Annotated in this window: 18 protein-coding genes and 1 pseudogene; 7 read left to right on the top strand and 12 right to left on the bottom strand. The window is 72.4% G+C overall.

Translation table 11 applies throughout. The features are described from left to right. The first annotated feature begins 206 nt into the window (after positions 1 to 206). Positions 207 to 530, top strand: a complete 324-nt coding sequence (locus tag ACF1GV_RS33965; RefSeq protein WP_391688629.1) for a DUF397 domain-containing protein — start codon at positions 207 to 209, stop codon at positions 528 to 530. 198 nt (positions 531 to 728) lie between these two features. On the opposite strand, the gene mycP is transcribed toward ACF1GV_RS33965, so the two are convergent. Then, the gene (gene mycP / locus ACF1GV_RS33960; RefSeq protein ID WP_391688626.1) at positions 729 to 1,976 is read right to left on the bottom strand and encodes a type VII secretion-associated serine protease mycosin; all 1,248 of its coding nucleotides are present in this window, start codon (positions 1,974 to 1,976) and stop codon (positions 729 to 731) included. Positions 1,977 to 1,992: 16 nt separating this feature from the next. Next, positions 1,993 to 3,519, bottom strand: coding sequence for a type VII secretion protein EccB (eccB, locus tag ACF1GV_RS33955; RefSeq protein ID WP_391688623.1), 1,527 nt, complete (start codon positions 3,517 to 3,519; stop codon positions 1,993 to 1,995). Between the two features lie 185 nt (positions 3,520 to 3,704). Between eccB and eccE the strand changes: the two genes are divergently transcribed. The 3 genes from eccE (at position 3,705) to ACF1GV_RS33940 (ending at position 10,086) form a co-directional block, all read left to right on the top strand. After that, positions 3,705 to 5,039, top strand: a complete 1,335-nt coding sequence (gene eccE / locus ACF1GV_RS33950; protein WP_391688620.1) for a type VII secretion protein EccE — start codon at positions 3,705 to 3,707, stop codon at positions 5,037 to 5,039. A gap of 35 nt (positions 5,040 to 5,074) precedes the next feature. Further along, complete coding sequence (locus ACF1GV_RS33945) at positions 5,075 to 5,818, top strand: hypothetical protein (RefSeq protein ID WP_391688715.1); 744 nt, start codon at positions 5,075 to 5,077, stop codon at positions 5,816 to 5,818. A 335-nt stretch (positions 5,819 to 6,153) separates the two neighbouring features. Continuing rightward, complete coding sequence (locus ACF1GV_RS33940; protein ID WP_391688617.1) at positions 6,154 to 10,086, top strand: SCO5717 family growth-regulating ATPase; 3,933 nt, start codon at positions 6,154 to 6,156, stop codon at positions 10,084 to 10,086. Positions 10,087 to 10,160: 74 nt separating this feature from the next. Here ACF1GV_RS33940 and ACF1GV_RS33935 read toward each other — a convergent pair whose 3' ends face one another. The 9 genes and pseudogenes from ACF1GV_RS33935 to rimP form a co-directional block, all read right to left on the bottom strand. After that, positions 10,161 to 11,117: a bifunctional riboflavin kinase/FAD synthetase gene (locus ACF1GV_RS33935; RefSeq protein WP_391688614.1), complete on the bottom strand. Its 957-nt coding sequence runs from the start codon at positions 11,115 to 11,117 to the stop codon at positions 10,161 to 10,163. Positions 11,118 to 11,352: 235 nt separating this feature from the next. Beyond that, a pseudogene (locus ACF1GV_RS33930) lies at positions 11,353 to 13,519 on the bottom strand (trypsin-like peptidase domain-containing protein); the annotation flags it as partial. A gap of 314 nt (positions 13,520 to 13,833) precedes the next feature. Next, entirely contained in the window at positions 13,834 to 14,739 is a 906-nt protein-coding gene (gene truB / locus ACF1GV_RS33925; protein WP_391688611.1) for a tRNA pseudouridine(55) synthase TruB, read from the bottom strand. Next, positions 14,736 to 15,191, bottom strand: coding sequence for a 30S ribosome-binding factor RbfA (gene rbfA / locus ACF1GV_RS33920; protein ID WP_391688608.1), 456 nt, complete (start codon positions 15,189 to 15,191; stop codon positions 14,736 to 14,738). The genes truB and rbfA overlap by 4 nt, the downstream gene beginning before the upstream one ends. A gap of 42 nt (positions 15,192 to 15,233) precedes the next feature. Next, the gene (locus ACF1GV_RS33915) at positions 15,234 to 15,530 is read right to left on the bottom strand and encodes a DUF503 domain-containing protein (protein WP_361638706.1); all 297 of its coding nucleotides are present in this window, start codon (positions 15,528 to 15,530) and stop codon (positions 15,234 to 15,236) included. 192 nt (positions 15,531 to 15,722) lie between these two features. Further along, the gene (infB, locus tag ACF1GV_RS33910; protein ID WP_391688604.1) at positions 15,723 to 18,779 is read right to left on the bottom strand and encodes a translation initiation factor IF-2; all 3,057 of its coding nucleotides are present in this window, start codon (positions 18,777 to 18,779) and stop codon (positions 15,723 to 15,725) included. Positions 18,780 to 18,928: 149 nt separating this feature from the next. Further along, a complete protein-coding gene (locus ACF1GV_RS33905) occupies positions 18,929 to 19,225 on the bottom strand; it encodes a YlxR family protein (protein WP_391688601.1) in 297 nt (98 codons plus the stop codon). A gap of 102 nt (positions 19,226 to 19,327) precedes the next feature. Continuing rightward, positions 19,328 to 20,338, bottom strand: a complete 1,011-nt coding sequence (gene nusA, locus ACF1GV_RS33900) for a transcription termination factor NusA (protein WP_363266516.1) — start codon at positions 20,336 to 20,338, stop codon at positions 19,328 to 19,330. A gap of 2 nt (positions 20,339 to 20,340) precedes the next feature. Continuing rightward, entirely contained in the window at positions 20,341 to 20,844 is a 504-nt protein-coding gene (gene rimP, locus ACF1GV_RS33895; RefSeq protein WP_391688598.1) for a ribosome maturation factor RimP, read from the bottom strand. A 261-nt stretch (positions 20,845 to 21,105) separates the two neighbouring features. Between rimP and ACF1GV_RS33890 the strand changes: the two genes are divergently transcribed. The 3 genes from ACF1GV_RS33890 to ACF1GV_RS33880 are packed head-to-tail and all read left to right on the top strand — an operon-like array spanning position 21,106 to position 23,055. Further along, positions 21,106 to 21,687: a hypothetical protein gene (locus ACF1GV_RS33890; protein ID WP_391688595.1), complete on the top strand. Its 582-nt coding sequence runs from the start codon at positions 21,106 to 21,108 to the stop codon at positions 21,685 to 21,687. Further along, positions 21,684 to 22,133 (top strand): ferritin-like domain-containing protein, encoded by a 450-nt coding sequence (locus tag ACF1GV_RS33885; protein WP_391688592.1) that lies wholly within the window; start codon positions 21,684 to 21,686, stop codon positions 22,131 to 22,133. The genes ACF1GV_RS33890 and ACF1GV_RS33885 overlap by 4 nt, the downstream gene beginning before the upstream one ends. Before the next feature lie 22 nt (positions 22,134 to 22,155). Next, entirely contained in the window at positions 22,156 to 23,055 is a 900-nt protein-coding gene (locus ACF1GV_RS33880) for an aminoglycoside phosphotransferase family protein (protein ID WP_391688589.1), read from the top strand. 368 nt (positions 23,056 to 23,423) lie between these two features. On the opposite strand, the gene ACF1GV_RS33875 is transcribed toward ACF1GV_RS33880, so the two are convergent. Further along, on the bottom strand, positions 23,424 to 25,124 hold the full coding sequence (locus ACF1GV_RS33875; RefSeq protein WP_391688586.1) for a proline--tRNA ligase: 1,701 nt from the start codon (positions 25,122 to 25,124) through the stop codon (positions 23,424 to 23,426). Positions 25,125 to 25,176 lie beyond the last annotated feature (52 nt).

The raw sequence follows: 25,176 nt of genomic DNA, 5'->3' as shown, positions 1-25,176 counted from the left end.
CCTGCTGCGTTTCGTCCACGCGCCGCGTGGCCGCAGCATCGCACCGCCCCCGTGAGCACCACGGCGTGGTACCGCCAGCCACTTTAGTCACTTGGCCTAGCCCTTCCAACTGCAAAGGCGAGCCAGGCAAGTTGCTTCGGCGCGTACCGTGGCGACTACTGTGACTCACACCGGGTTCGTTCGTCGTCGGAAGGGGTCGCTGCGGCATGGCGGAGACAGCTGAGGAGATCAAGGCACGCAAGGAGCGGGAGCGGGACGAGCTGTACGCCCTCGACCTCTCCGGTGTCACGTGGCACTGCGCCCCGGGTACGGAGAAGCACGAGGAGCGAGTGGAGATCGCCTATCTCCCGCAGGGCGCCGTGGCCATGCGGTCCTCCCTGGATCCGGACACCGTGCTGCGGTACACGGAAGCCGAGTGGCGGGCCTTCGTGCTCGGCGCGCGGGACGGGGAGTTCGACCTGGAGCCCACGCCGCACGCCGGCGGGCCGGCGGCCGGGGCAGCGGTGGAGAACAAGACGGACGGCCGCTGAGGCCGTGCACGAGCGACGGGGCGGCAGACACGGCCGCCCCGTCGGCGGTCGCCTGGCGGCTGGTGACGCGGCCGCGGCCGTCGAACCCCAGGGTCCAGGCCTCTCGTCGTGGCCATGCTCGATCTCGCAGCCCTCGATGCGGTTGGTGACGGCCTTCTCAAGAGCCTTGCCGGTGGATCGACCCAGGCCGGCTGACCCTCACGTTGACAAGTCCTTGTGGTGGCGGCGTCGCAGATCGCGGGCCACCACGGTGGCGCCGGCGATGGCGGCAACCAGGACGACGGTGATCGCCAGCGCGTAGACGGCGTAGCGCCGGCTCCGCTCTTGGGGGGTCTCAGCCAGGGAGAACGGTGCCACGTCGGGTTCCGGTGCCTTGGACGGACCGGGATCGGGTGTCGGGGATGACGGCGGGTCGGCGATGTCCGATTCCTGGACGGCGCGGACCGGATCGACGACGCCCCACCCGACGAAGTTGTCGTGCCCGTTGATGGAGCGCTCGGCCGTCTGCTCGATCTGGGTGCTGATCTGGGCGGTTGACCAGTGCGGATGTTTCTCCTTGAGAAGAGCCGCCACGCCGGCGACGAATGGCGCTGAGAAGCTGGTTCCGTCGTCGGTGCACTGCCCGCCACCCGGCACGGTGGAGGCGATGTCCACGCCCGGCGCGGCGACTCCGACGAAGCTTCCCGCCTGGGAGAACGACGCCCGTTCGTTGTTGCGGTCGGAGGCGGCAACGGCCAGTACCCCGGGGAAGGCAGCCGGATAGGTGTTCTTGACCTTGCCGTCCAGGCCGTCGTTCCCCGCGGAGGCGACCACGACGACGCCGCGTGCGATCGCGTTGCGCACGGCGTCGGCGAGTGCAGACGTGCGCGACAGCGGCTTGGTCGTGTCCTGGGAGATGTTGATGACGTCGGCACCCTTGGACACGGCGTAAGCAATTGCCTGGGCCATGGTGTCCGAGTCGCCGCTGTTCTGCGCGTCGTTCTGTCTGATGGGGATGATCGTGGCGTTCGGCGCGAGCCCCACAAAGCCCGTGCCCTTGCTGGGGTGGGCCGCGATGATGCCCGCGACCTTTGTCCCGTGTCCTACCTGGTCGTCGGTGGGGTCCCCGTTCTTGCCCTTGGTCAGGTAGTCCCGGCCATCGGCCTTGTCCACGGCGGAGGCGAGTTGTGGATTCTTGTCGTCGACGCCGGTGTCGATGACCGCGACCCGTACCCCCTTGCCCTTGTTCGTGCCCCGCCAAAGCTGGTCGAGCAGGACGCGCTGCAATGACCAGGGGGTGCCTTTGATCTGCTCGGCGGGGAAGGTGCATTCGCCGCTGCCGTCGAGCCTGACTCCGGGCGAAGGCGGGGCGGTGCCGAGGGCTATGAGCAGGGCAGGCCCGATCAGCAGGGTCGCCTTCTTCCGCAGCACGCGTACGGCACTCCTCTTCGCATGTCCAACAGTCATGTCGGGGTGGAACACGTCATGAACCCTGTGGCTGGCGGGCGCTGTTGGTGTCGAGGCGGGGTCCCTTCGCAAGGAGTTCGGACCAGACCGCGGGCACCTTTGCGGGCCGGACATTCTGATAACCGAGCTTGACCTGGGCCTCGCTGGCCTCGGGGCTGCCGTCCGAGGTCTTCTTGCCGGCAGCGCCGATGTCGGACTTGCGGTTGTCGCTGTCCCCGTTGGCCTGAACGGCATACCGCAGTCCGGTGTCGGTGACCAGGAAAAGCGCTCCCGCTGCGGTCTCGGTGCCCTGAATCTGCGTGTAGAGGAGGCCGGTGCCAGGGGTCACATAAGTTCCCGTGCCGTCCGCTGTGATCTGCACCGGGTAGTCCTTGCCCGCCCAGGTGCTCAGTGTGGTGACGTCGGCGGAGTTGACGTCGACGCCGCGCAGGACACTGCACACGGTGTCGCGGCCGAAGGGAGAGGCGGAGTTGACCTGCCGAGTCCGCTGCTGAGGCCATTTGGCGGCCTGCCCGGCGAAGCGCTCGGGGTCGGCGGTGAAGTCCTGCAACCCCACGGTGCGTGCCTCACCGTTCATGTTCAGCACGGCGGTCTGGGGTGAGGACATGAGCAGCCAGGCCGTGAACTCGCTGACGGGTTGCACCTTGCCCGGGAGGACGACGTAGTACTTGGTGCCGTCCCCGGTCCGGGTCTTGAGGACCATGCCGACCTGGTTCTCGGTGGCCGACAGCTGTCCAGGCACGTGGGCGGGTGAGCCAACGCCCGCGGGCAGTCGCGGAAACTTGATCGGGTCGCCCTGGTGGAGGGTGCCGAGCCACTCCTTGGTGACGAGCTGGGGCTTGCGGCTGCCGACCAGGGCGGTGGTGAGGGCGTCGGACTCGGTTCCGGTCAGGGCGTAGGACGTGCCGTCCGCGTCGACCAAGTAGCGCTCGCCGGTGCGGGTCTTGACATACAGCGCGTCGCCCGCGGTGAGGCGGCCAGCTCCCTCGGTCTTCGGGGCGTCGCGTTCCGCGAGGACGAATGTGGCCTGCTGCACGGTCTCGCCCTTGCCGCCGGGCTGTTCGCACACAGCCCACCGCTTGGCCGTACCGGCCTCCTCTGCAGAGGGCAACCGGTCAGGCGCGTAGGGAATGCCGAGGATCGGGCCGCGCGGCAGCTTGCCGGAGTCCAGAATCTTGTCGCTGACCTGGATGACCTGGTAGTCGGCGTCGTTCATCAACAGGCGTGCGGAGGCCAGGTTCAACACCGGGTGCAGCCTGGTGGCCTTGCCCGTCTTGAGCACCACATAGCGCGTCGTGGACTGCTTGCCCACGATCACCCGGGTGCCGGGCGTGTCCCAGCCGGCAGGCGCCGTCGGCTGGAACATGCCCCAGGCGCCGAACACGGCCAGCGTCAACGCGCCGGCGACGAGGCTGGGGACGATCGCGCGGAGCGGCTTGGGCGCCCCTTCCTCCGACCCGGACGGCGATGGTTGGAGAAAGGCCGCGAGAGTGCGCCGCTTCGCGAACGTGTAGGCGTTGAGTTCGTCCCGCTGTGATGCCATGAGCGCCTGCTTCTCCCCGTGGTCGCGTCGGCGGGAACCCGTCCCCCGCCTCGCTGTCAGACCGGCCCCCTACTATGCATGTTGTCCAGGTGGACTGGTGGACCGGGTAGGGTACCGGGGCCTCGTCCAGGCCCAAGTGTGACGGCCGACTTGGCGAGTTGCGAGGATAACGGGGGGATGGAGTGATGGCTTCCGATACTGGGACGCGATCGCATGGCCGGTCGAGGGTCGCGGGTTCTCGGGCGTCCCGGCCTGCACCGTCCCGCCGGTCGGCCGAGTCGCCGAGCCAGGCACCCGGTAACCGCGCGCCGCACTTCCGGACACGGTCGGGCAAGGCCGGTTCGTCCCGGCTGCAACGCCTGGTACTGGCGGAACTGGCGCTGGCGGTGCTCCTCGTCGGCTGGGTCGTGGGAATGGTGGCGTTGGCAGCGGCCGGCGTCGTCGCGGTGGCGCTCCTGCTGCTGGCCTTCGTACGGCGGCGCGGGCGCTCTCTGCCGGAGTGGCTCGCCACCGCGCGCGAGTTGCAGGCGCGTCAGAGGCGGGCGGCGCAGACGCCGATCCCGCCGGGTACGGAACCTGCTCTGGTCCCGGTCATGGAGTGCGAGCCTGCCCTGCGCACTTACTCCTACGGCGTACGGGACCGCAGACCGGTCGGGATCGTCGGCGACGGCACCTTCGTCACGGCCGTTCTCCAAGTGGAGGCGGACGCCACGGCGTTGCGAGCTGAGCGCAGCCGACAGCCGCTTCCACTGGGTCTGGTGCGGGATGCACTCGAAGTGGACGGGATCCGGTTGGAGTCGGCCCAGGTCGTGCTGCACACTCAGCCGGCGCCCGCGCTCAGCCTGCCTCGGCAGTCCGTGGCGGTCGCCAACTACCTGCCGCTACAGGAGCTGACCGGAGCCCCAGCCGTGCGCATCACCTGGATCGCGTTGAAGCTCGATCCCGAGCTGTCCGCGGAGGCCGTCGCGGCACGCGGCGGCGGGCTGACCGGGGCCCAGAAGTGTGTCGTACGCGTCGCGGACCATCTGGCGAGTCGGCTGACCGGTGCGGGATTCCGGGCGCGGGTGCTCGACGAGGAGGAAATGATCTCCGCACTGGCCACATCCGCCTGTGCCAACCCTCTGGTCACCGCCGACGCAAGCCGCAACGAGGCAGCACGCCGGACAGAGGAAACCGGGCGGAGCTGGCGCTGCGACAACCGGAGGCACACCACGTACTGGATCCGGCGCTGGCCGCCCTTGGACGGCGGCCGCGGTGGATCGCTCCCCGAGTTCCTTGCCCGGGTGACGGCCATACCGGCCCTGGCCACCACATTCAGTCTCACCGTCACTCGGGGCGAGCGACAGGAAGTCTCGCTATCCGGGCATCTGCGGGTGACCGGGCGCAGCGACGACGAGCTCGTGGCGGCCCGGCGGGCACTCGAGGCAGCGGTCCGGCAGTCCGGTGCCGGCCTGTCCCGCCTGGACCGCGAGCAGCTGCCCGGCATGCTGGCCACACTGCCTCTCGGAGGTGCGCGGTGACGACGAATGCGACGGCCCACCCTGTACCGGACTCGCTGGGGCCTGCGACGTCTTCCGCTCCGCGACGACTGGGCGAGCAGCTACGCCGCGGGGCCGGCCTGCTCGGTCCCCGGCACGGCCGGCATTCCCTCCCGCCCTCCCAATTGGATGCGCTCGCGTTGCCCATCGGAGACGACGGGGTGGTAGCGGGGGTCGATGCCGAGGGGCAGGCGGCCGTGCTGGGAATCAACCGGCCGACGCCGTACGACGTAGTCCTTATCGGGGGTCTGTGGACGGCGCAGGTGCTGGCGCTGCGCTCGGCGGCGACCGGTGCGCGGGTCGCCGTGGAAACCGGGCGGCCGCAGGCCTGGATGCAGATGATGCATGCCATGGGAGGCGGGCAGAACGGGCTGTCTGTGTACGACGTCGGGCGGGTGCCCCCGCAGGGCGCCTCCGCCGGTACGCCCGTGCTCGTGGTCCGAGACTGCGGTATGCGGCCTCCGCGCGGCCGGGTGGTGTCCGGGCCCTGGCAGTCGGTGCTGACCTTGCTGCCTTATCTCAGCCCAGTCGCGCCCCGGCTGCTGCGCCAGGCGCGGCTCACCGGAATTCAGCGGGTCTCCCCGGACGAAGCAGTGGTACTGGGGCGCACGATGAGGCTGTCCCAGGCCGAGGTGGAGTCCCTGCCGACGCTGGCCGACGGCGTCACCCTGTGGTGCAGCGACCGGGACAGGCAGTATGTGATGGCTCAACCCACCGACGCCGAGATCGGGTTGTTGGGCACTCCGCGCCGAATGGACTGAACTGCCGATCATTGCCCCGTTTGTTCCCTTCACAGCTGCCCGCAAGTGGTGACCCCCTACCGTTTGGCCCGGTTCGCCGGGTAAGCCGGTGAGCGGTCCGAGCAGTTGCGGGTCCGCCCCGGCCTGGCCTGAGGGTTACCAGAGGCGGGCATGCCTGCTGAGGCCGAGCCTGTGGTGATTAGGCTGGGGGCAGGCACGGCGCGGATCCGGTGGACGGAGCGTCGGCGCCCGTGGGGGAAGGGCCGGTGGGATCGGTCGACCTCGAAGGACTTGGCACGACACGCAAGGGTCGCCCCGACACGGCGTGGGGGTGCTCGACCACACCAGGAGGAACTGTGAGCAGCGATCGGGACGGGAACCGCGGGGGCTGGGCCACGCCCGGCGACGACCAGCCCGACGCGGAGTCCGCCATCGAGACGACGGGCGAGTTCACCATCGACTACGCGCCGCCTGCCTGGTACACGCAGAACGCGTCCGGGGGCTCGGGGAGCGGGGGCTCCGGGCCGGGCTCGGGGGCCGGCGCGTCCGGTTCCGGCTCGGCGGGGGCCTCGGGGAGCGGTACGGCCTCGGGGCCCACGGCCGTACCCAACGTTCCGCTGCCCGGGCTGACGCCGCCGCCGCACGCCGCCGGTGGGTCCGGGGCGTCCTTCTCCCCGCCTCCGCCGGCGCCTGCGCCCGCCCCCGCGCCGGGGGCGCCCTTCACTCCTCCCGCCGCGCCTGTGTCCGCGCCGGGTGCGCCCTTCACTCCTCCGGCGCCCGCGCCCGGGGCCGCTTACACGCCGCCTCCGCCGCCGACCGGCAGTCCGGTCGCGGTGCCCAAGCTTCCGGTGGGCAGCGGGTTCGAGCCGCAGCAGCCGGAAGTTCCTCGGGAGCCGCAGCTGCCGGATGCGTCCCCCGAGACGCCGGCTGGCGCCGTGCCGCCGTCTGCGCCTGCGCCTGCGCCGTCGGCTGTTCCGGCTTCGCCGACTGCCGTGCCGAACATTCCCGTTCCTGGGTTCCAGGGGCAGTGGGGGGCTCCGCAGAGCGTGCCCGGTGCCGGGGACTCGTCTGCAGGTTCGGGCGGCGACGACGCCTCGTCCGGTGCAGGGGACATCGAGAGCGGTGCCACGATGCGCTTCTCGGCGGTCGCACTGAAGCGGCAGATCGCCGAGCATGCCGCGACCGTTCAGGCGGAGGCCGAGGTCGAGGACCCGGTCGAGGCCAAGCCCGCGGCCGGCGCCGAGCCCGAGACCGCCGCCGAGCCCGAGGGCGAGGAACGCGACGAGGTTCTCGATGGCGCCGCGGAGACTGGCGAGAGCGCCGACGCGGCAGCCGACGAGGACGGCTCTGCGAACGCCCAAACCGAGGTCGAGGAGTCGTCGGTCGCGGATGCGGCGCAGGACGACTCGGGCGCGGACGCCGACAAGAGCGAAGGCGCGGGTGAGGGCGAGGGCGAGGGCGAGAAGCCTGTGCCCGCCGATGAGCCCGGCGAGCCGACTGAGTCCGTTGATTCCGAACCGTCCGTAGAGTCGGCAGAGTCAGTGGAGTCCGTCGGTGACGCCTCCGCGGACGCCGAGACGGTCGGCTCCGACGACTCCGGTGGGTCCGGCGCGTCCGGCGCGGACTCCCCCGCCGACGCTCCCGAGCGGGAGGCGGAGTCCCGGTCTGTCGACGCCGCGCCCTCCGCCGAGGAGCCCGCCGACGCCGTACCGGCCGCCGAGGTGGCCGACGAGCCGCGGGACGCCGTTCCCGCCGCGGCCCCGGAGCCGCAGAATGCGCCGCCCGCCGACTGGAACACCCCGTCGGCTCCCCCGGCCGGGGTTCCTCCGCTGCCGCCGTCGTATCAGCCCGCCGCGCCCGCCCCGGCCGCTCAGTGGCCCGCGCAGTCGCAGCCGGAGCCCCCGGCCGCCGCCCCGCAGGAGCAGCCCCCGTTCCAGCCGCAGGCGCCGCAGCCCGCGCCGTCCGGCTGGAACACGCCCGCCGCGCCGCAGGCCGGCCAGCCGTACCCGCCCGCCGGTTACGGCTTCCCGCCGCCCGCTCCGAACGCGCAGCCTGCCCCGAACCCGCAGGCCAACGCCCCCGAGCAGCCGGCCGGTTACGGATTCCCGCAGCCCGCAGCAGCCCCCGCGCCCACGCCGCCGCAGGCCCCCAGCGGCTACGGCTTCCCCCAGCCCGGCACGCCCGCGCCCAACGCTCAGCCCGCGCCGCCCGCACCGAATCCGCAGCCCCACGCCCCCGAACAGCCCGGCAGCGGTTACGGCTTCCCGCAGAACAGTGCACCCGCCTCCGCGCCGAACCCGCCCGCCGGGTACGGCTTCCCGCACCCCGGTGCGCAGCCGGAGCAGTCCGCTGCACCCAACGCCCCTGTGCAGCCCGGTGGTTACGGATTCCCGCAGCCGCCCGCCCACCCGGGCCAGCCCGGACACCCCGGCCAGCCCGGACACCCCGGCCAGCCCGCGCAGGCGTACCCCGGCGCGCCGGACACCCCGCATGCCCCGCAGGCTCCCGAGGCCCCCCAGGCCCCGCAGCCTCCGGTCGATCCTCGGCTCGGTGCCGCCTGGCCGCAGCCCATGCAGCATGACCAGCGGCAGCCCACCAACCCCGGTGCGCCGCTCGGTTACACCGCCGCCGTGGAGTTGTCCTCCGACCGGCTGCTCAACTCCAAGAAGCAGAAGGCCAAGAGCAGCCGTCCGGTCGGCGGCGGTTCGCGGTTCAAGCTGGGCGGCAAGAAGGAGGAGGCCGAGCGGCAGCGCAAGCTCGATCTGATCCGCACGCCGGTGCTCTCCTGCTACCGGATCGCCGTCATCAGCCTCAAGGGCGGCGTGGGCAAGACGACCACGACCACCGCGCTGGGTTCGACCCTCGCCACCGAGCGGCAGGACAAGATCCTCGCCATCGACGCCAACCCGGACGCGGGCACCCTCGGGCGCCGGGTGCGCCGGGAGACCGGGGCCACCATCCGTGACCTCGTCCAGGCGATCCCTTACCTCAACTCCTACATGGACATCCGCCGGTTCACCTCGCAGGCGTCGTCCGGTCTGGAGATCATCGCCAACGACGTCGACCCGGCCGTGTCGACCACGTTCAACGACGAGGACTACCGGCGCGCCATCGACGTGCTCGGCAAGCAGTACCCGATCATCCTCACCGACTCCGGTACCGGCCTGCTGTACAGCGCGATGCGCGGTGTGCTCGACCTCGCCGACCAGCTGATCATCATCTCGACGCCGTCCGTGGACGGTGCGAGCAGCGCCAGTACGACGCTGGACTGGCTGTCCGCGCACGGGTACGCCGAGTTGGTCTCCCGGTCCATCACCGTCATCTCCGGGGTCCGCGAGACCGGCAAGATGATCAAGGTCGAGGACATCGTGTCGCACTTCGAGACCCGCTGCCGCGGGGTGATCGTGGTGCCGTTCGACGAGCATCTGTCCGCCGGTGCCGAGGTCGACCTCGACATGATGCGGCCCAAGGTGCGGGAGGCGTACTTCAACCTCGCGGCGATGGTCGCCGAGGACTTCGTCCGGCACCAGCAGTCGCACGGCCTGTGGACCAGCGACGGCAACCCGCCGCCGGTGGCCGCCCCGCCGTTCCCGGGCCAGCAGGCTCCCGGGCAGCCGTACCCGGGCCAGCCGATCCCCGACCAGCCGATGCCTGATCAGCACTTCCCTGGCCAGCCGGTCCCCGGGCAGCCGTACCCGGGTCAGCAGGCTCCCGAACAGTCGTACCCGGGTCAGCAGGCTCCCGAACAGTCGTATTCGGGTCAGCCTGCTCCTGGCCAGCCCTACCCCGGCCCTCCGCCGGTGGCGGGTCAGCCTTTCCCTGGTCAGCCCTACCCCGGCCAGCCGATGCCCGGGCAGCCCGCCACGGGGCAGCCCGCGCCGGGCCAGCCGATCCCCGGTCAGCCGGGCCGGCCCGGTCAGGCGTACCCCCAGGCGGCCCCGCAGCCGGGACAGCCCTACCCGCAGGCCACCGCCCAGCCGGCGCAGCCGTATCCGCAGGCCGTCCCCCAGCCCGGACAGCCCTACCCGCAGGCCACCGCCCAGCCGGCGCAGCCGTATCCGCAGGCCGTCCCCCAGCCCGGACAGCCCTACCCCCAGCCCGGGCAGCCCGCGGTGCCCGCCCAGCAGCCCGATCCGGAGGCGGCCCAGCAGGGCCAGCCGGGCCAGCCGGGCCAGCAGCCCGGCTACCCGCCCGCCGGCTACGGCTACCCGCAGCCCCACACCGGACAGCCGGAGCAGCCGGAGCAGCCGGGGCAGCCGGGGTACCCCCCGGCCCCGCCCCAGCAGTAGCCGCAGGCCAGCCATACGAAAGGGCGGCCGGTGCCCCTCAGGCACCGGCCGCCCTTCGGCGTCGTAAGGGAAGGTCAGCGCGGCGGCTGCGACCCCGCCACCAGCTCACGGCAGCGCTTCACGTCCTGCGCCATCTGCTCCAGCAGCGCGTCCAGCGTGTCGAACTTCGCCTGGCCGCGCACGAAGGCCAGGAAGTCGACGGCCACGTGCAGGCCGTACAGGTCCAGCCCGACGCGGTCGATGGCGTACGCCTCCACCGTGCGCTCGGTCCCGTCGAACTGCGGGTTGGTACCCACGGAGATCGCGGCCGGCATCGCCTCACCGTTCGCGTGCAGCCAGCCGGCGTAGACGCCGTCGGCCGGGATCGCGGTGTGCGGGAGGGTCTCGACGTTGGCCGTGGGGAAGCCGAGTTCGCGCCCGCGCTGGGCGCCGCGTACGACCACGCCCTCCACCCGGTGCGGGCGGCCGAGGATCTCGGCGGCGCCCGCCACGTCGCCCTCGGCGACCAGGCGCCGGGTCAGCGTGGAGGAGAACGGCTGCCCGCCGGCCACCTCGCCCGACAGGTACAGGTCGACGACCTCGACCTCGAAGTTGTACACCTTGCCCTGCTCGACGAGGAACTCCACGTTGCCCGCGGCCTTGTGGCCGAAGCGGAAGTTGGGGCCCTCGACGACCGCCTTGGCGTGCAGCTTGTCCACCAGGACCTTGACGACGAAGTCGGCGGGCGAGAGCTTCGAGAACTCCGTCGTGAAGGGCAGGATCAGCACCGCGTCCACGCCCAGGCCGGCCATCAGCTCGGCGCGGCGGTGGTGCGGGGCGAGCAGCGGCGGGTGGCTGCCGGGCCGGACGACCTCGCTGGGGTGCGGGTCGAAGGTGACCACGACGGCGGGGACGCCCAGCTCGCGGGCGCGGTCCACGGCGTGCCGGATGATCAGCTGATGGCCCCGGTGCACTCCGTCGTAGGAGCCGATGGTGACGACGCTGCGCCCCCAGTCCTGGGGGATGTCCTCCAAGCCACGCCAGCGCTGCACTGTGACCGCTCCTCGAACCCGTGTCCGTGTCTACGTTCTTACGCAGGTCTAAGGGTGCCATGCCGCGCCCGCCCTGCCTGCATCGGCATCATCGCTGTGACCGGCTGCACGCCGCCGCAGACGGTCCGGGGCCGTTTCGGGCGGGTGGCCGGGACCTGTTCCAACGGATGGGACCTTCCGACAGACGGGGCCTGTTCCGACGGAACGGTCACGCGGGGACCCGGACGCCGGCCAGTTGCTCCTCGGCGAGGGCACCGAGGAGTTCGTCGGCGCGCGGATGGGCCGCGTCCACGAGGGCCTCCGTGAGGTCGTCCAAGGAGCGGTGCCGGTGGGTGTGCAGCAGCGCCTGCGCGACCGTCGCGACGGTGGCGTGCGGGGTGGCGGGCAGCGGCCGCCCGTCGTCGAACCAGCACACCAGATGCCGTTGTACGGCGGTGAGGTCGGCGGCGAGCAGCTCCGCGGCCGTGTCCAGGAAGCGTGGTGTCCCGCCGTCCTGCGGGGCGGGGGCGGGATCGGCGAGGACGAGCCGGCGCAGCAGGTCGAGGAGGTCGGGTGTGTCCGGCCCGAGGGAGGTCCATAAGGCCGGCCCGAACCACGTCGGCGCGAGCCGTCGCTCGGCGATGCGGTCGGCGATGGTCCGCAGCACGGCGAGGTGACGGGTGCCGTCCGGCACCCGCGGCAGGGTTTTCGGCGAGCAGGTGGGCGGCCCGCCAGGAGTCCGGATCGGCGTCCAGGGCGTCGAGCAGTTCGGCCAGGCGCGCGGCCAGGGCGTGCGGGCCCTGCTGGCGCTCCAGCAGGAGCAGGGCCTGGACGACGGGGCCGATGCGGTGGGGTGGGACGGGCAGGGGGTGGGCGGCGGCGCGGTGGACGAGGGCGCGCAGGGCCGCGTCGAGGTCGAGGTGGATGCCGTGGAGGTAGTCGGCGAGTTCCTCGTGGGCGAAGCGGTAGCCGTCGTCGGCCGGGACGAGGAGGCTTTCAGTGAGTACGGCGGAGCCCAGCCGGTGCCGCCGCCGAGTGCGGCCGGGGCCTGTCCCCAGGGGAAGACGGCCTCGAAGGACGGCCGGTCCAGCTCGCCCTGGCCTGGCCCGAGGCTGCGCCGCGCTGCCTCGTGGACCTGCCCCGCGACCTTCGCGGCGAGCCGTCGCACGGCCGTGCCGCGCAGACCGGGCCCGGCGGCGAGCCGGACGGCGATGCGCAGGCACATCAGGTCCAGGTGAGCGGCGAGGACGTCGTGCCGGTCGACGCGAACAGCCGACGGCAGCTCGCAGGGGGCCGAGCAGGGGGCGGACGGCGAGTCGACGCGAACGGCGGACGCAGCGGAGGACGAGCGGGAAGGCGGCTCGGGCAGTGCCGCGCGGACCTCGGCCAGCAGCCGCAGGGTGAGGGGATGGCGGGCGTCGGCATCGGCGACGACGCGGTCGGGGATGCCGTGGCGGGCGCGGGCGATCCTGGCCTCCTCGTCGCTCAGGTCGCCGAGGCGTACGCAGGGCGGCAGCCCGGGGGCGGGACGTCCGTGCAGCAGCGGGGGGCGGGAAGCACACCCCGGCCTCCTCCCAGTACTCCGCACGGCAGGCCACCACCAGCCGGGCCCCCGTCCGCGTCAGCCACGCCGCCGTCCCCGCGGTCCACTCCCCCAGGCGGTGCGCGAGGACGGGCGGCATCTCCTCGGGGCCGTCCAGCAGCAGGAGCAGCGGGCGGCCGGCGTCCCGGGCGAGGCGGGCCACCCGGTCGGGGCAGGTCGTCCGGGGCGTCCGTGGCACGGGAGGCGGCGACGATCCGCGCCGCACGGGCGAAGGCGCGGCCGGCCGCGTCGGCGACAGAGCTGTCGTCGCCGGCAAGGTCGGCGCCGCGGAGTCACAGGGTGGGTGCGGGGTCGGCGCCATGGTGCTGGCGGTCCGCGAGGGCCGCGAGCTGCGTCGTACGGCCGCTGCCGGGAGCGCCGACGAGGGCGAGGACGGCGCCGGTGCTGGCGTCGAGCACCGGGGCGCCGGCGGCCCCGCCGCCCAGCCGGAGGGCGTCCTCCCCGGAGGGGCCGATCGCCAGTTCCAGGGCGTCGTCGAGGACATGGAAGCGGTCGGTGGCGGTGTACGTGACACTCGTCGCGCCGAGGAGGCGGGCCTCGCGCCAGCAGCCGGCGGGGAGGCGGACACAGGTGCCGGTTTCGACTCGGTCCCGGACCGTGAGGGGGAGCGGGTCGGTGCCGAGGCCGTCGGCGCGGACGAGGGCGAGGCCGCGTTCGGGCAGCGGGGTGACCGCGTCGGCGGTGACGACGCGTCCGTGCCGTACAGCGCGAGGCGGGCGAGGCCGTCGACGGCCTCGTGGCTGGTGACGACGGTGCCGTGGTGGTCGGCGGCGAAGCCGAGGCCGCGGGGGTGGCCGGCCAGGTCGCGGACGCGGACCAGGGCGGCGTCGGGCCGGTCAGGGGTGGAGTGTCGTACGTGTGCCGGAACGGTCCCGCGGGCCCCGTCCCGCCATCGTCGTACCTCCCGCGTGTGCCCCTTGCCTCGACGGCAGGCGCGGGGTGATCGGCGGGACAGATCGCGTCGTGAACGCGCGCCCCCCTGCACTCCCCCGGTTCACTCCGAGCGCCTGCCCGGACGGGTGAATGGAGTGGGGGTGCTGTGTACACCCTAGGGGTGGGGGGAACCGAGGGGGGACCGTGGAGCGGCGGCAGCGAGTACCCCGTGACCGCCGCTCCACGGGCAGGTCCCCTCGGTCAGGCGAAGACCGCGAGGCTCTTGGCCTTGCCCTTGTGCGACTCGACGAGGCCGAGCAGCCGGTTCTCCGGGCCGAAGACGGCCACGGTACCGGCGTCCGCGTACTCGTCCGGCATCTCCAGGCGTACGCCGTTGGCGAGCAGTCGGGCGCGCCTCGCGTCCACGTCCCAGCGGCGGAACGCGGCGGCGGCCGCGTCGGCGATCGGCATCACCGTCAGCTCCTGCTGCAGCTCGTCCAGGGTCTTGGCCGCGTCCAGCTTGTAGGGGCCGACCCGGGTGCGGCGCAGGGCGGTGAGGTGCCCTCCGACGCCGAGGTCGGCGCCGAGGTCGCGGGCCAGGGCGCGGATGTAGGTGCCGGAGGAGCAGACCACGGAGACGACCAGGTCGAGCACCGGGGTGCCGTCCTCGGCGACGGCCTCGCGGACGTCGTACACCGCGAAGGAGGAGACGGTCACCGGGCGGGCCGGGATGTCGAACTCCTCGCCCTCACGGGCCCGCTTGTAGGAGCGCACGCCGTTGATCTTGATGGCGCTGACCTTGGACGGCACCTGCATGATCTCGCCGGTCAGCTTGGCGATGCCGGCGTCGATGGCGTCCCGGGTGACCCGGGAGGCGTCGGTGGAGGAGCTGAGCTCCCCCTCGGCGTCGTCCGTGATCGTGGTCTGCCCGAGGCGGATGGTGCCGAGGTACTCCTTCTCGGTCAGCGCGAGGTGACCGAGGAGCTTGGTGGCCTTCTCGACGCCGAGGACGAGCACACCGGTCGCCATCGGGTCGAGGGTGCCGGCGTGGCCGACGCGGCGGGTCCTGGCGATCCCGCGCATCTTGGCGACCACGTCGTGCGAAGTGAAGCCCGACGGCTTGTCGACGATGACGAGGCCGTCGGGCGGGGTGGGCTTGCTGGTCATTCGGCGGTGTCGTCCGTCTCGTCGTCGTCCTCGCCCGGCTTGCGGTACGGGTCCGCCTCACCGGCGTACGTGGCGCCGGCGGAGACCTCGCGCACCTTCTCGTCGGACTGACGGGCCCGATCGAGCAGGTCCTCGATGTTCCGGGCGGTGTCCGGAAGGGCGTCGGCCACGAAGGTGAGGGTCGGCGTGAACTTCACGCCGGCGGCCGCCCCGACGGCCGAGCGGAGGACGCCCTTGGCGCTCTCCAGGCCGGCGGCCGCGGCCTGGCGCTCCTCGTCGTCGCCGTACACCGTGTAGAAGACGGTCGCCTCCCGCAGGTCACCCGTGACCCGGGTGTCCGTGATGGTGACGTGCGAACCGAGCCGCGGGTCCTTGATCCCGCGCTGCAGCTTCTGGGCCACCACCTCTCGGATGAGGTCCGCCAGCCTTTTCGCCCGCGCGTTGTCGGCCACTGGTCCGTCTCCCGTTCTTTCTTCTCTGCTTGCGTTCTGTGGTCAGTCGTCGTCTTCGCCGTGGAACCGCCGTCGTACGGACAGCAGCTCCACCTCGGGGCGGCCGGCGACCAGCCGTTCACACCGGTCGAGTACGTCGGTGAGGTGCCCCGCGTCACCGGAGACCGCGGCGAGGCCGATGATCGTCCGCCGGTGGAGGTCGATGTGGTCCACCTCGGCCGCGCTCACCGCGTACTTGCGCTGGAGTTCGGCGACGATCGGGCGGACGACGGAGCGCTTCTCCTTGAGCGAGTGGACGTCGCCGAGGAGGAGGTCGAAGGACAGCGTCCCCACGTACATGTGTGTAACCGGTTCACCCGCCGGTACGGGATCGATGGCCCGCAGCCGTGTGGCCGGGGACATCAAGAACCGTACAACGAAGCGGCCCGCACGATCGACGGATATTACCCTCCGTCGACCGTGGGAACGGGCCGCAAACGGCGTGCCGGCCGACGGGACCGAAGTCCCGTCGGCCGGCACGCACCGTGGGTGTTACACCCGCGGCTTCTCGCGCATCTCGTACGTCGCGATGACGTCGTCGACCTTGATGTCGTTGAAGTTTCCGAGGTTGATACCACCCTCGTAGCCTTCGCGGATCTCGGTGACGTCGTCCTTGAAGCGACGCAGACCCTCGATGTTGAGGTTCTCCGCGACCACCTTGCCGTCGCGGATGAGGCGGGCCTTGGTGTTGCGCTTGACCTCGCCGGAGCGGATGAGAACACCCGCGATGTTGCCCAGCTTGGACGACTTGAAGACCTCGCGGATCTCCGCCGTGCCGAGCTCGACCTCTTCGTACTCCGGCTTGAGCATGCCCTTGAGGGCCGCCTCGATCTCCTCGATCGCCTGGTAGATGACCGAGTAGTACCGGACGTCCACACCCTCGCGCTCGGCCATCTGCGCCGCGCGGCCGGCCGCACGGACGTTGAAGCCGATCACGATGGCGTCGGAGCCCATCGCCAGGTCGATGTCGGACTCCGTGACCGCACCGACGCCGCGGTGCAGGACGCGGATGTCGACCTCTTCGCCGACGTCCAGCTGGAGCAGGGAGGACTCGAGCGCCTCAACGGAACCAGAAGCGTCACCCTTGATGATCAGGTTCAGCTGCTGGACCTCGCCGGCCTTGAGCACCTTGTCCAGGTCCTCCAGCGAGACACGGCGCGTGCGCTTGGCGAACGCGGCGTTGCGCTCGCGGGCGGCGCGCTTCTCGGCGATCTGACGGGCCGTACGGTCCTCGTCGACCACCAGGAAGTTGTCGCCCGCACCCGGGACGTTGGTCAGGCCCAGGACCTGGACCGGCGTCGACGGGCCGGCCTCGACGACGTTGTTGCCGTTGTCGTCGAGCATGGCGCGCACGCGGCCGTAGGCGTCGCCCACCACCATCGTGTCGCCGACCCGCAGGGTGCCTCGCTGGACGAGGACCGTCGCCACGGCACCGCGGCCGCGGTCGAGGCGGGACTCGATCGAGATGCCCTGCGCGTCCTGGTTCGGGTTGGCCCGCAGGTCGAGCGAGGCGTCGGCCGTGAGGACCACGGCCTCCAGCAGCGAGTCGATGTGCAGACCCTGCTTGGCGGAGATGTCGACGAACATCGTGTCGCCGCCGTACTCCTCGGCCACCAGGCCGTACTCGGTCAGCTGACCGCGCACCTTGGTCGGGTCGGCACCCTCGACGTCGATCTTGTTGACCGCGACCACGATCGGCACGTCGGCCGCCTTGGCGTGGTTGAGCGCCTCGACCGTCTGCGGCATGACGCCGTCGTTGGCCGCGACGACCAGGATCGCGATGTCGGTCGACTTCGCACCACGGGCACGCATGGCGGTGAACGCCTCGTGACCCGGGGTGTCGATGAAGGTGATCTTGCGCTCTTCGTCGTTGACCTCGGTCGAGACCTGGTAGGCACCGATGTGCTGGGTGATGCCGCCGGCCTCGCCCGCGATGACGTTCGTCTTGCGGATGGCGTCGAGCAGTCGGGTCTTACCGTGGTCGACGTGACCCATGACGGTGACGACCGGCGGACGGACCACCAGGTCCTCCTCGTCGCCCTCGTCCTCGCCGAACTCGATGTCGAAGGACTCGAGCAGCTCGCGGTCCTCCTCCTCCGGGCTGACGATCTGAACCGTGTAGTTCATCTCGTCGGCGAGGAGCTGCAGGGTCTCGTCGGAGACGGACTGCGTGGCGGTGACCATCTCGCCGAGGTTCATCATGACCGCGACGAGCGACGCCGGGTTGGCGTTGATCTTCTCCGCGAAGTCGGTGAGCGACGCGCCGCGGGAGAGACGGATGGCCTCGCCGTTGCCGCGCGGCAGCATCACGCCGCCGACGCTCGGGGCCTGCATGGCCTCGTACTCCTGGCGCCTCTGCCGCTTCGACTTGCGACCGCGACGCGCGGGACCGCCGGGACGGCCGAAGGCGCCCTGCGTGCCACCACGGCCACCAGGACCGCCGGGACGGCCACCGAAGCCGGGACGGCCACCGCCGCCACCGGGACCGCCGGGACGACCGGCGAAGCCACCGCCACCGCCACCGGGACCGCCGGGACGACCGGCGAAGCCGCCGCCACCGCCGCCGCCGGGACGACCGGCGAAGCCGCCGCCGCCGGGACGACCGCCGCCACCGCCGGGACGACCCGCACCGCCCGGACCGCGACCGCCGGGGCCGCCGCCGGGACGGGGGCCGGCAGCGGGACGCTGCGGCATCATGCCGGGGTTGGGACGGGGACCGCCGGGACGCGGGCCGCCGGGACCTGCGCCCTGCGGGCGAGGCATGCCACCCGGGGTCGGACGGGCGCCGCCCGGAGCCTGCGGACGAGGACCGCCGCCCTGGCCGCCGGAGCCCTGCGGACGGGGACCGCCGCCGGGAGCACCGGGACCGCCGGGACGCGGGGCGCCCTGCGGGCGGGGAGCCTGCGGACGCGCCATGCCGGCGTTGCCGCCGGAGGTGAAGGGGTTGTTGCCCGGACGCGGACCGGCCGGACGGGCGCCCGGACGCGGCGAACCGCCGCCGGGACGCGCGCCGCCCTGAGCGGCGGCCGGACGCTGGCCCTGCTGGCCCTGACCCTGAGCGCCGGGACGGGCGCCACCGGGCTTGGGGGCACCGGGACGCGCGCCGGGGCGCGGGCCCTGGGCGGCCGGAGTCTGCGGGGCGGCGGGAGCGGCCGGCGGAGCGGTGAACTCCGGGGCGGCCGGTGCCGGACGCGGCGCGGGCTTGGGGCCGGGCACCGGGCGCGGGCCGGGGGCCTGCGCGGCCGGAGCCGCGGGCTGCTCGGCCGCGGGCTTGGGGGCGGCCGGCGGCTTCGGGGCAGCCGGACGTGCCGCCTGCGCCGGAGAGGGCGCGGGGGCGGGCTTGGGGGCGGCCTTCCTCGGGGCGGCGGGCTTGCCGGACTTGCCGGAGCCACCTCCCTGGAAGGCGTCGGTCAGCTTGCGTACCACCGGCGCTTCGATCGTCGAAGACGCCGAACGGACGAATTCACCGAGTTCCTGGAGCTTGGCCATGACGACCTTGCTCTCGACACCGAACTCCTTGGCGAGTTCGTATACCCGGACCTTAGCCACTTCGCTCCTTTGAGGTCCGGGTTGAAGCCGGACCGTCGCTAGTTCATGGGCGTACTCATCGCGTACTCATCGAGTGCTCATCGCAATCTCGACCTGCTTTCGACTCGCGAGGTACCTACACCGCACGGGGTGCCGTGCGGCACGTCTTCTTACCGTGTTGCCTGCTCGGCAACTGTTGCCTGCTCGACGTACTGGCGCAACGCCTTTGTGTCGAGCGCTCCCGGGGCGCGCAGTGCCCGCGTGAACGCCCGGCGGCGTACCGCCTGATCGAGACAGACCAGGGTGGGGTGCACATACGCACCCCGGCCGGGCAGCGTACCGCGTGGATCAGGGACGCACTCGTCCTTGATCGCCACGATGCGCAGCAGCTCCGTCCTGGCCGCTCGTTTCCGGCACCCCACACAGGTGCGTTCAGGGCATGCTCGGTCCCGTGTCCGGCCAGACACCCTTAAGTCTACCTCCCCGTACGCACCTCACCCCTTTGGGGCAGGGTTCGAACAGTTGCCGTACACCAACCTGTCGTGATCTCAGCGACGCGCGGCCGGTATTTATTCCCCGCGGGCCTGCTCATCCGGCTGAGCGGCCTGCTCGGTGTCCGGCCGGATGTCGATCCGCCAGCCGGTGAGCCGGGCCGCGAGCCGGGCGTTCTGCCCTTCCTTGCCGATCGCCAGCGACAGCTGGTAGTCGGGGACGGTCACCCGGGCGGAACGGGTCGACATGTCGACGATCTCGACCTTCGACACCCGTGCGGGTGACAGCGCGTTCGCCACCATCTCGGCCGGGTCGTCCGACCAGTCGACGATGTCGATCTTCTCGCCGTTCAGCTCGCCCATGACATTGCGCACCCGGCCGCCCATCGGGCCGATGCAGGCGCCCTTGGCGTTCAGGCCCGAGCGGGTGGAGCGGACGGCGATCTTGGTGCGGTGGCCGGCCTCACGGGCGATCGCGGAGATCTCGACGGATCCGTCGGCGATCTCCGGGACCTCCAGCGCGAACAGCTTCTTCACCAGGTTCGGGTGGGTGCGCGAGAGCGTGACGGACGGACCGCGCACGCCCTTCGCCACCCGTACGACGTACGACCTCAGGCGCAGGCCGTGCGGGTAGGTCTCGCCCGGGACCTGCTCCTGCACCGGCAGGATGGCCTCCAGCTTGCCGATGTCGACCAGCACGTTCTTCGGGTCGCGGCCCTGCTGGACCACGCCGGTGACGATGTCGCCCTCGCGGCCGGCGTACTCGCCGAGCGTCGCGTCGTCCTCCGCGTCCCGAAGGCGCTGCAGGATCACCTGCTTGGCGGTGGTCGCGGCGATCCGGCCGAAGCCGGAGGGGGTGTCGTCGAACTCGCGGGGCTCCTGGCCCTCCTCGAGGTCGTCCGGGTCCTCCTTCGCCCACACGGTCACATGCCCGGTCTCCCGGTTGAGCTCCACGCGCGCGTGTCGGCGGCTTCCCTCGGTGCGGTGGTAGGCGATGAGGAGGGCCGCCTCGATCGCCTCGACCAGCAGGGGGAAGGAGATCTCCTTCTCCCGGACCAAGCCCCGCAGGGCACTCATGTCGATGTCCACGGCTACGCCTCCTCTGCGTTCTCGTTCTTGTCCTTGCGGCTGAATTCCACCTGCACACGCGCCTTCTCGATCTCCGGGAAGACGACCCGGCGGGTGGTGGCCTTGCGTCCCTTGACCCCGGGCACCTCGAGGTCGAGTCCCTCGTCGTCGACCTGCAGGATCCGCGCGAGAAGCTCGCCGCCCTCAACCAGCTGGAACTTCACCAGCCGGCCCGTGGCACGCACGTAGTGCCGGTGCTCGGTGAGGAGGCGTTCCGCGCCCGGGGTGCCGACCTCGAGGGTGTACTCCCCCTCGCCCATCGCGTCGGTCTCGTCGAGCTTCGCCGAGAGCTCGCGGCTCACATCGGCGATCTGATCCAGGTCGGCTCCGGTGTCGGAGTCCACGACGACGCGCAGCACACGCTTGCGTCCGACGGAGTCCACGGCGATCTCTTCGAGATCGAGGCCCTGGGAGGTGACGAGCGGTTCCAGCAGTTCCCGCAGCCTCTCGTTGTGGGTGGTGCTCATCCGGGTGACTCCTCGGCCGCGTGTGCTGTTGTGGGATGGGTCGCGTGTCAGGTCAAAGGGTATCCGGTCCCAGGCGGTGATGCCGTCCACCTGTGTACGGGCGGTGCCGGTGCGTGGTGGGGGAACCGGCGAGTGCCGAGGGGTGGTGGGCGGTGCTGCGGGCGGTGCCGCTGAGTGGTGGTCGACATGGGCGCGGGTACGGTGATCACGGGCCGTGTGCCCGCCGGTCCCGCTCGTACGAGTTCCCTGAGGACGACTGCCGTGCCGTTCCCTCCGCCGCCGCGCCTGCCCTCGGGGCCGCGCCGAAGAACCCTGCTCGTCGCCTCCGCCGCGGGCGCCCTGCTCGTCACCGGCTGCTCCGGCGGTCCCGGGGACGGTGGCGGGGGTCCGGGCGGCAGTCCGTCGACGACCGAGCGGACACGCGCGCGTGCGGCGCGGGACAGCGCGGGACTGGTGGCGCGGTACGACGCCGTGCTGGCCGTCCATGTGCCGCTGGCCGGGCGGCTGCGGCCGTTGCGGGCGGAGGTCGTGCGGCATGTGGAGGCGTTCGGGGGGACGGGGAGTGCGGTGGGCACGTCCGCGGCGGCGGGGAGTCCGTCGGGGTCTCCTTCGGTGTCGGCTTCGGTGTCGGCTTCTCCTTCCGCGTCGGTGTCCCCGGCGCCCGGCGTCGTTCCCGGGACGGAGAGAGAGGCGCTGGCGCAGCTGGCCGCCGCCGAGCGGGAGCTGGCCGACCGGCGCACCGCCGAGCTGGTCGGCGTCGACGGTGAGCTGGCACGGCTGCTGGCCTCCGTGGCGGCGGCCGGGGCCGCGCACGCGTTCCTGCTGACGGAGGGGGCCGCATGAGCGACACGAGCGATACCGAGGTGATCAGGGCGCTGCAGGCGGCGCTGGCCGCCGAGCACGCCGCCGTGTACGGCTACGGCGTCGTCGGCGGCCGGATCGGCACCGCCCGGCGCGCGGAGGCGCGAGCGGCGTACGACGCCCACCGGGCGCGGCGTGACGCACTGGTGCGCGAGGTGCGCGACCGGGGCGCGCGGCCGGTCGCCGCGGCGGCCGGGTACGCGCTGCCGTTCCCGGTACCTGACGCGGACGCGGCGGTGAGGCTCGCCGCCGACCTGGAGGATCGTGTCGCCGGGGTGTACTCCGACCTGGTGCGGGCCAGTGCCGGGGAACGGCGGCGGGAGGCGGCCGGCGCGCTGCGGGAGGCGGCGGTCCGGGCGGTGCGGTGGCGCGGCGGGAGCGTAGCCTTCCCTGGGCTCGCCGAACGGGGCGGGACGCCCACGGCGTAGCGAAGGAAGGAGCGGCTCGCGTATGGCTTTCGAACCGCCGCGGCGTCTGGTGAGGGCGCTGGGTGAGACGGCACCGGGCGGTGACGAGTGGCTGGAAAGGCTGCCGGAAGCCGTGGCGCAGGCCGTCGCGCTACGCGAGTTGACCGTCGAGCGGGTGCAGGTGCCGGGCGGTCGCAGCAGCCTGGTGCTGCTCGTGCGGTGCGCGGACGGGACGCCTGCCGTGCTGAAGCTGGCGCCTCCGCGGGCCCGGCCCGAGGCTGAACGGGCGGCGCTGGCGCACTGGGGCGGGCGGGGGGCCGTGCAGCTGGTGGAGGACTCCGGTACGGCGGGGGCGCTGCTGCTCGAGCGGTTGCATCCGGAAGTGTCGGTGCGGTCGTTGGCGGAGGCGCGGGCGCTGCTGGAGGCGGCGGGGACGTTGCGGCGGCTGTGGGTCGAGCCGCCTGCGGAGTACGCGTTCGAGACGGTGGCCGAGCGGACCGGGCGGCAGGCCGAGGCGATGCGGGCGAGCGCCGAGCGGGATGCCGAGGTGGCGCCGTTGGTGGCGGAGGCGCTGGCCGCGCGGGACGCGCTGGTGGAGGCTCCGCCTGAGCGGCGGTTGCTGCACGGGACCTTCCGGCAGAGCAAGGTGCTGGCCGGGGATCGGATGCCGTGGCTCGCGGTGGGGCCGGATCCGGTGGTGGGCGAGTGCGCCTTCGATCTGGCGCGGCTGGTGCGGGACCGGGTGGAGGATCTGATCGCCTCGCCGTCGGGGGCGACGACCACGCGGCGGCGGGTGAAGCGGCTTGCGGAGTCGCTGGAGGTCGATCAGGAGCGGTTGCGGGGGTGGACGCTGTTCCGGGCCGTGGAGTCGGGGGTGCGGGCTCGGCGGGTGGGGCGGGAGAGGGATGCGGAGTTGTTGTTGGAGTTCGCGGGGTGGTTGTGACGGGGTGCCAGTGCCTGCGGCGCCTGTGGGGGTGACTGTGCCTGCGCGGCGGCCTGTGCGGGTTCGTCGTGGCTGGTCGCGCCGTTCCTCGCGCCCCTTTTTTGTGCCTGCGGCGGCCCGTTGCGGTGCGTGGTGGGCTGGTGTCGCGCCTGCCGTTCGTTGTGAGTCGGGGCCGGGGTGGGGTGTCCGTCCTCGGTCCGGCCGCCCGTCCCCGACGACGGTGCCCTGTGCCGGTGCCGGCCGCTGCGGGCGGACACCCCCCATCCCGTCCCCTTCCCGCCGTACGCGGGTGCGGCGATGCCGTGGCGAGTGGCTCCAAGCGGCGGAGCGCCGGGCGCGTAGGGCAGCGCGCCCGGCGTTTTTTTGTGTCAGGCCGTGAGGCGGTTGATCGCCTCCGCTGCGGGGAGCTCCTCGCGCTCTCCCGTGCGGCGGTTCTTCAGTTCGAGGACGCCCTCGGCCGCGCGGCGGCCCGCGACCAGGATCCAGGGCACGCCGATCAGTTCCGCGTCGGTGAACTTCACGCCCGGGGAGACGCCCGCGCGGTCGTCGACGAGGACGCGGACGCCGGCCGCGGCGAGCTGCTCGGAGACGTCGAGGGCCAGCTCGGTCTGCAGGGCCTTGCCCGCGGCGACCACGTGGACGTCGGCCGGGGCGACCTCCTGGGGCCAGCACAGGCCCTTGTCGTCGGCGGTCTGCTCGGCGAGGGCCGCGACGGCGCGGGAGACGCCGACGCCGTAGGAGCCCATGGTGACGCGGACCGGCTTGCCGTTCTGGCCGAGGACGTCCAGCTTGAGGGCGTCGGTGTACTTGCGGCCCAGCTGGAAGATGTGGCCGATCTCGATGGCGCGGTCCAGCTTGAGGCCGGTGCCGCACTTCGGGCAGGGGTCGCCCTCCTGGACGACCACGACGTCGACGTACTCGTCGACCTCGAAGTCACGTCCGGCGACGACGTTCTTGGCGTGCGTGTCGGCCTTGTTCGCGCCGGTGATCCACGCGGTGCCGGGGGCGACGCGCGGGTCGGCGATGTACTTCACCTTGTCCAGGCCCTGCGGGCCGACGTAGCCGCGGACCAGGTCGGTGCGGGTCGCGAAGTCCTCTTCGGTGACCATCTCGACGGTGGCCGGGGCGAAGTGCGCCTCGACCTTGCCCATGTCGACCTCGCGGTCGCCGGGCACGCCGACGGCGACGATCTCGCCGTCCACCTTGACCAGGAGGTTCTTGAGGGTGGCGGAGGCCGGGACGCCGAGGTGGGCGGCCAGGGTCTCGATGGTGGGCGTGGCGGGGGTGGGGATGTCCTCGGCCGCGGGGACACCGGTGGCGTCCACCGGCTTCAGCTCGTAGGTGATCGCCTCGGTGTTGGCCGCGAAGTCGCAGTTCGGGCAGTCGGCGAAGGTGTCCTCGCCGGCCTCGGCCGGGGCGAGGAACTCCTCCGACTTCGAGCCGCCCATCGCGCCGGCCGTCGCGGCGCAGATGCGGTAGTCCAGGCCCAGGCGGGCGAAGATGCGCTGGTAGGCCTCGCGGTGCAGGGCGTAGGACTTCGCCAGGCCCTCGTCCTCCGTGTCGAAGGAGTAGGAGTCCTTCATCAGGAACTCGCGGCCACGCAGGATGCCGGCGCGGGGGCGGGCCTCGTCGCGGAACTTCGTCTGGATCTGGTAGAGGATCACCGGCAGGTCCTTGTAGGACGATGCCTGGTCCTTCACCAGGAGGGTGAAGATCTCCTCGTGGGTCGGGCCGAGCAGGTAGTCGCCGCCCTTGCGGTCCTGCAGGCGGAACAGCTCGGCGCCGTACTCGTCCCAGCGGCCGGTCGCCTCGTAGGGCTCGCGGGGCAGCAGGGCGGGCAGGAGCACCTCCTGGGCGCCGATGGCGTCCATCTCCTCGCGCACGATCCGTTCGACGTTGGCGAGGACCTTCTTGCCGAGCGGCAGCCAGGTCCAGATGCCGGCGGCGGTGCGGCGGACGTAGCCGGCGCGGACGAGGAGTTTGTGGCTGAGGACCTCGGCGTCCGCCGGGTCGTCGCGCAGCGTCTTCGCCATCAACTGGGACATGCGCTGGACCGGTGCGTTCGCCATGGCTCTCTTACTCCCGCTACGTGTAGGTGATGGCTAGGAGGTTAGCCGGGCG

Origin of the sequence: Streptomyces sp. NPDC014006 (genome assembly GCF_043088925.1) — a bacterium.
Lineage (GTDB): Bacteria > Actinomycetota > Actinomycetes > Streptomycetales > Streptomycetaceae > Streptomyces.
This window is presented reverse-complemented; position numbering and strand designations above follow the sequence as displayed.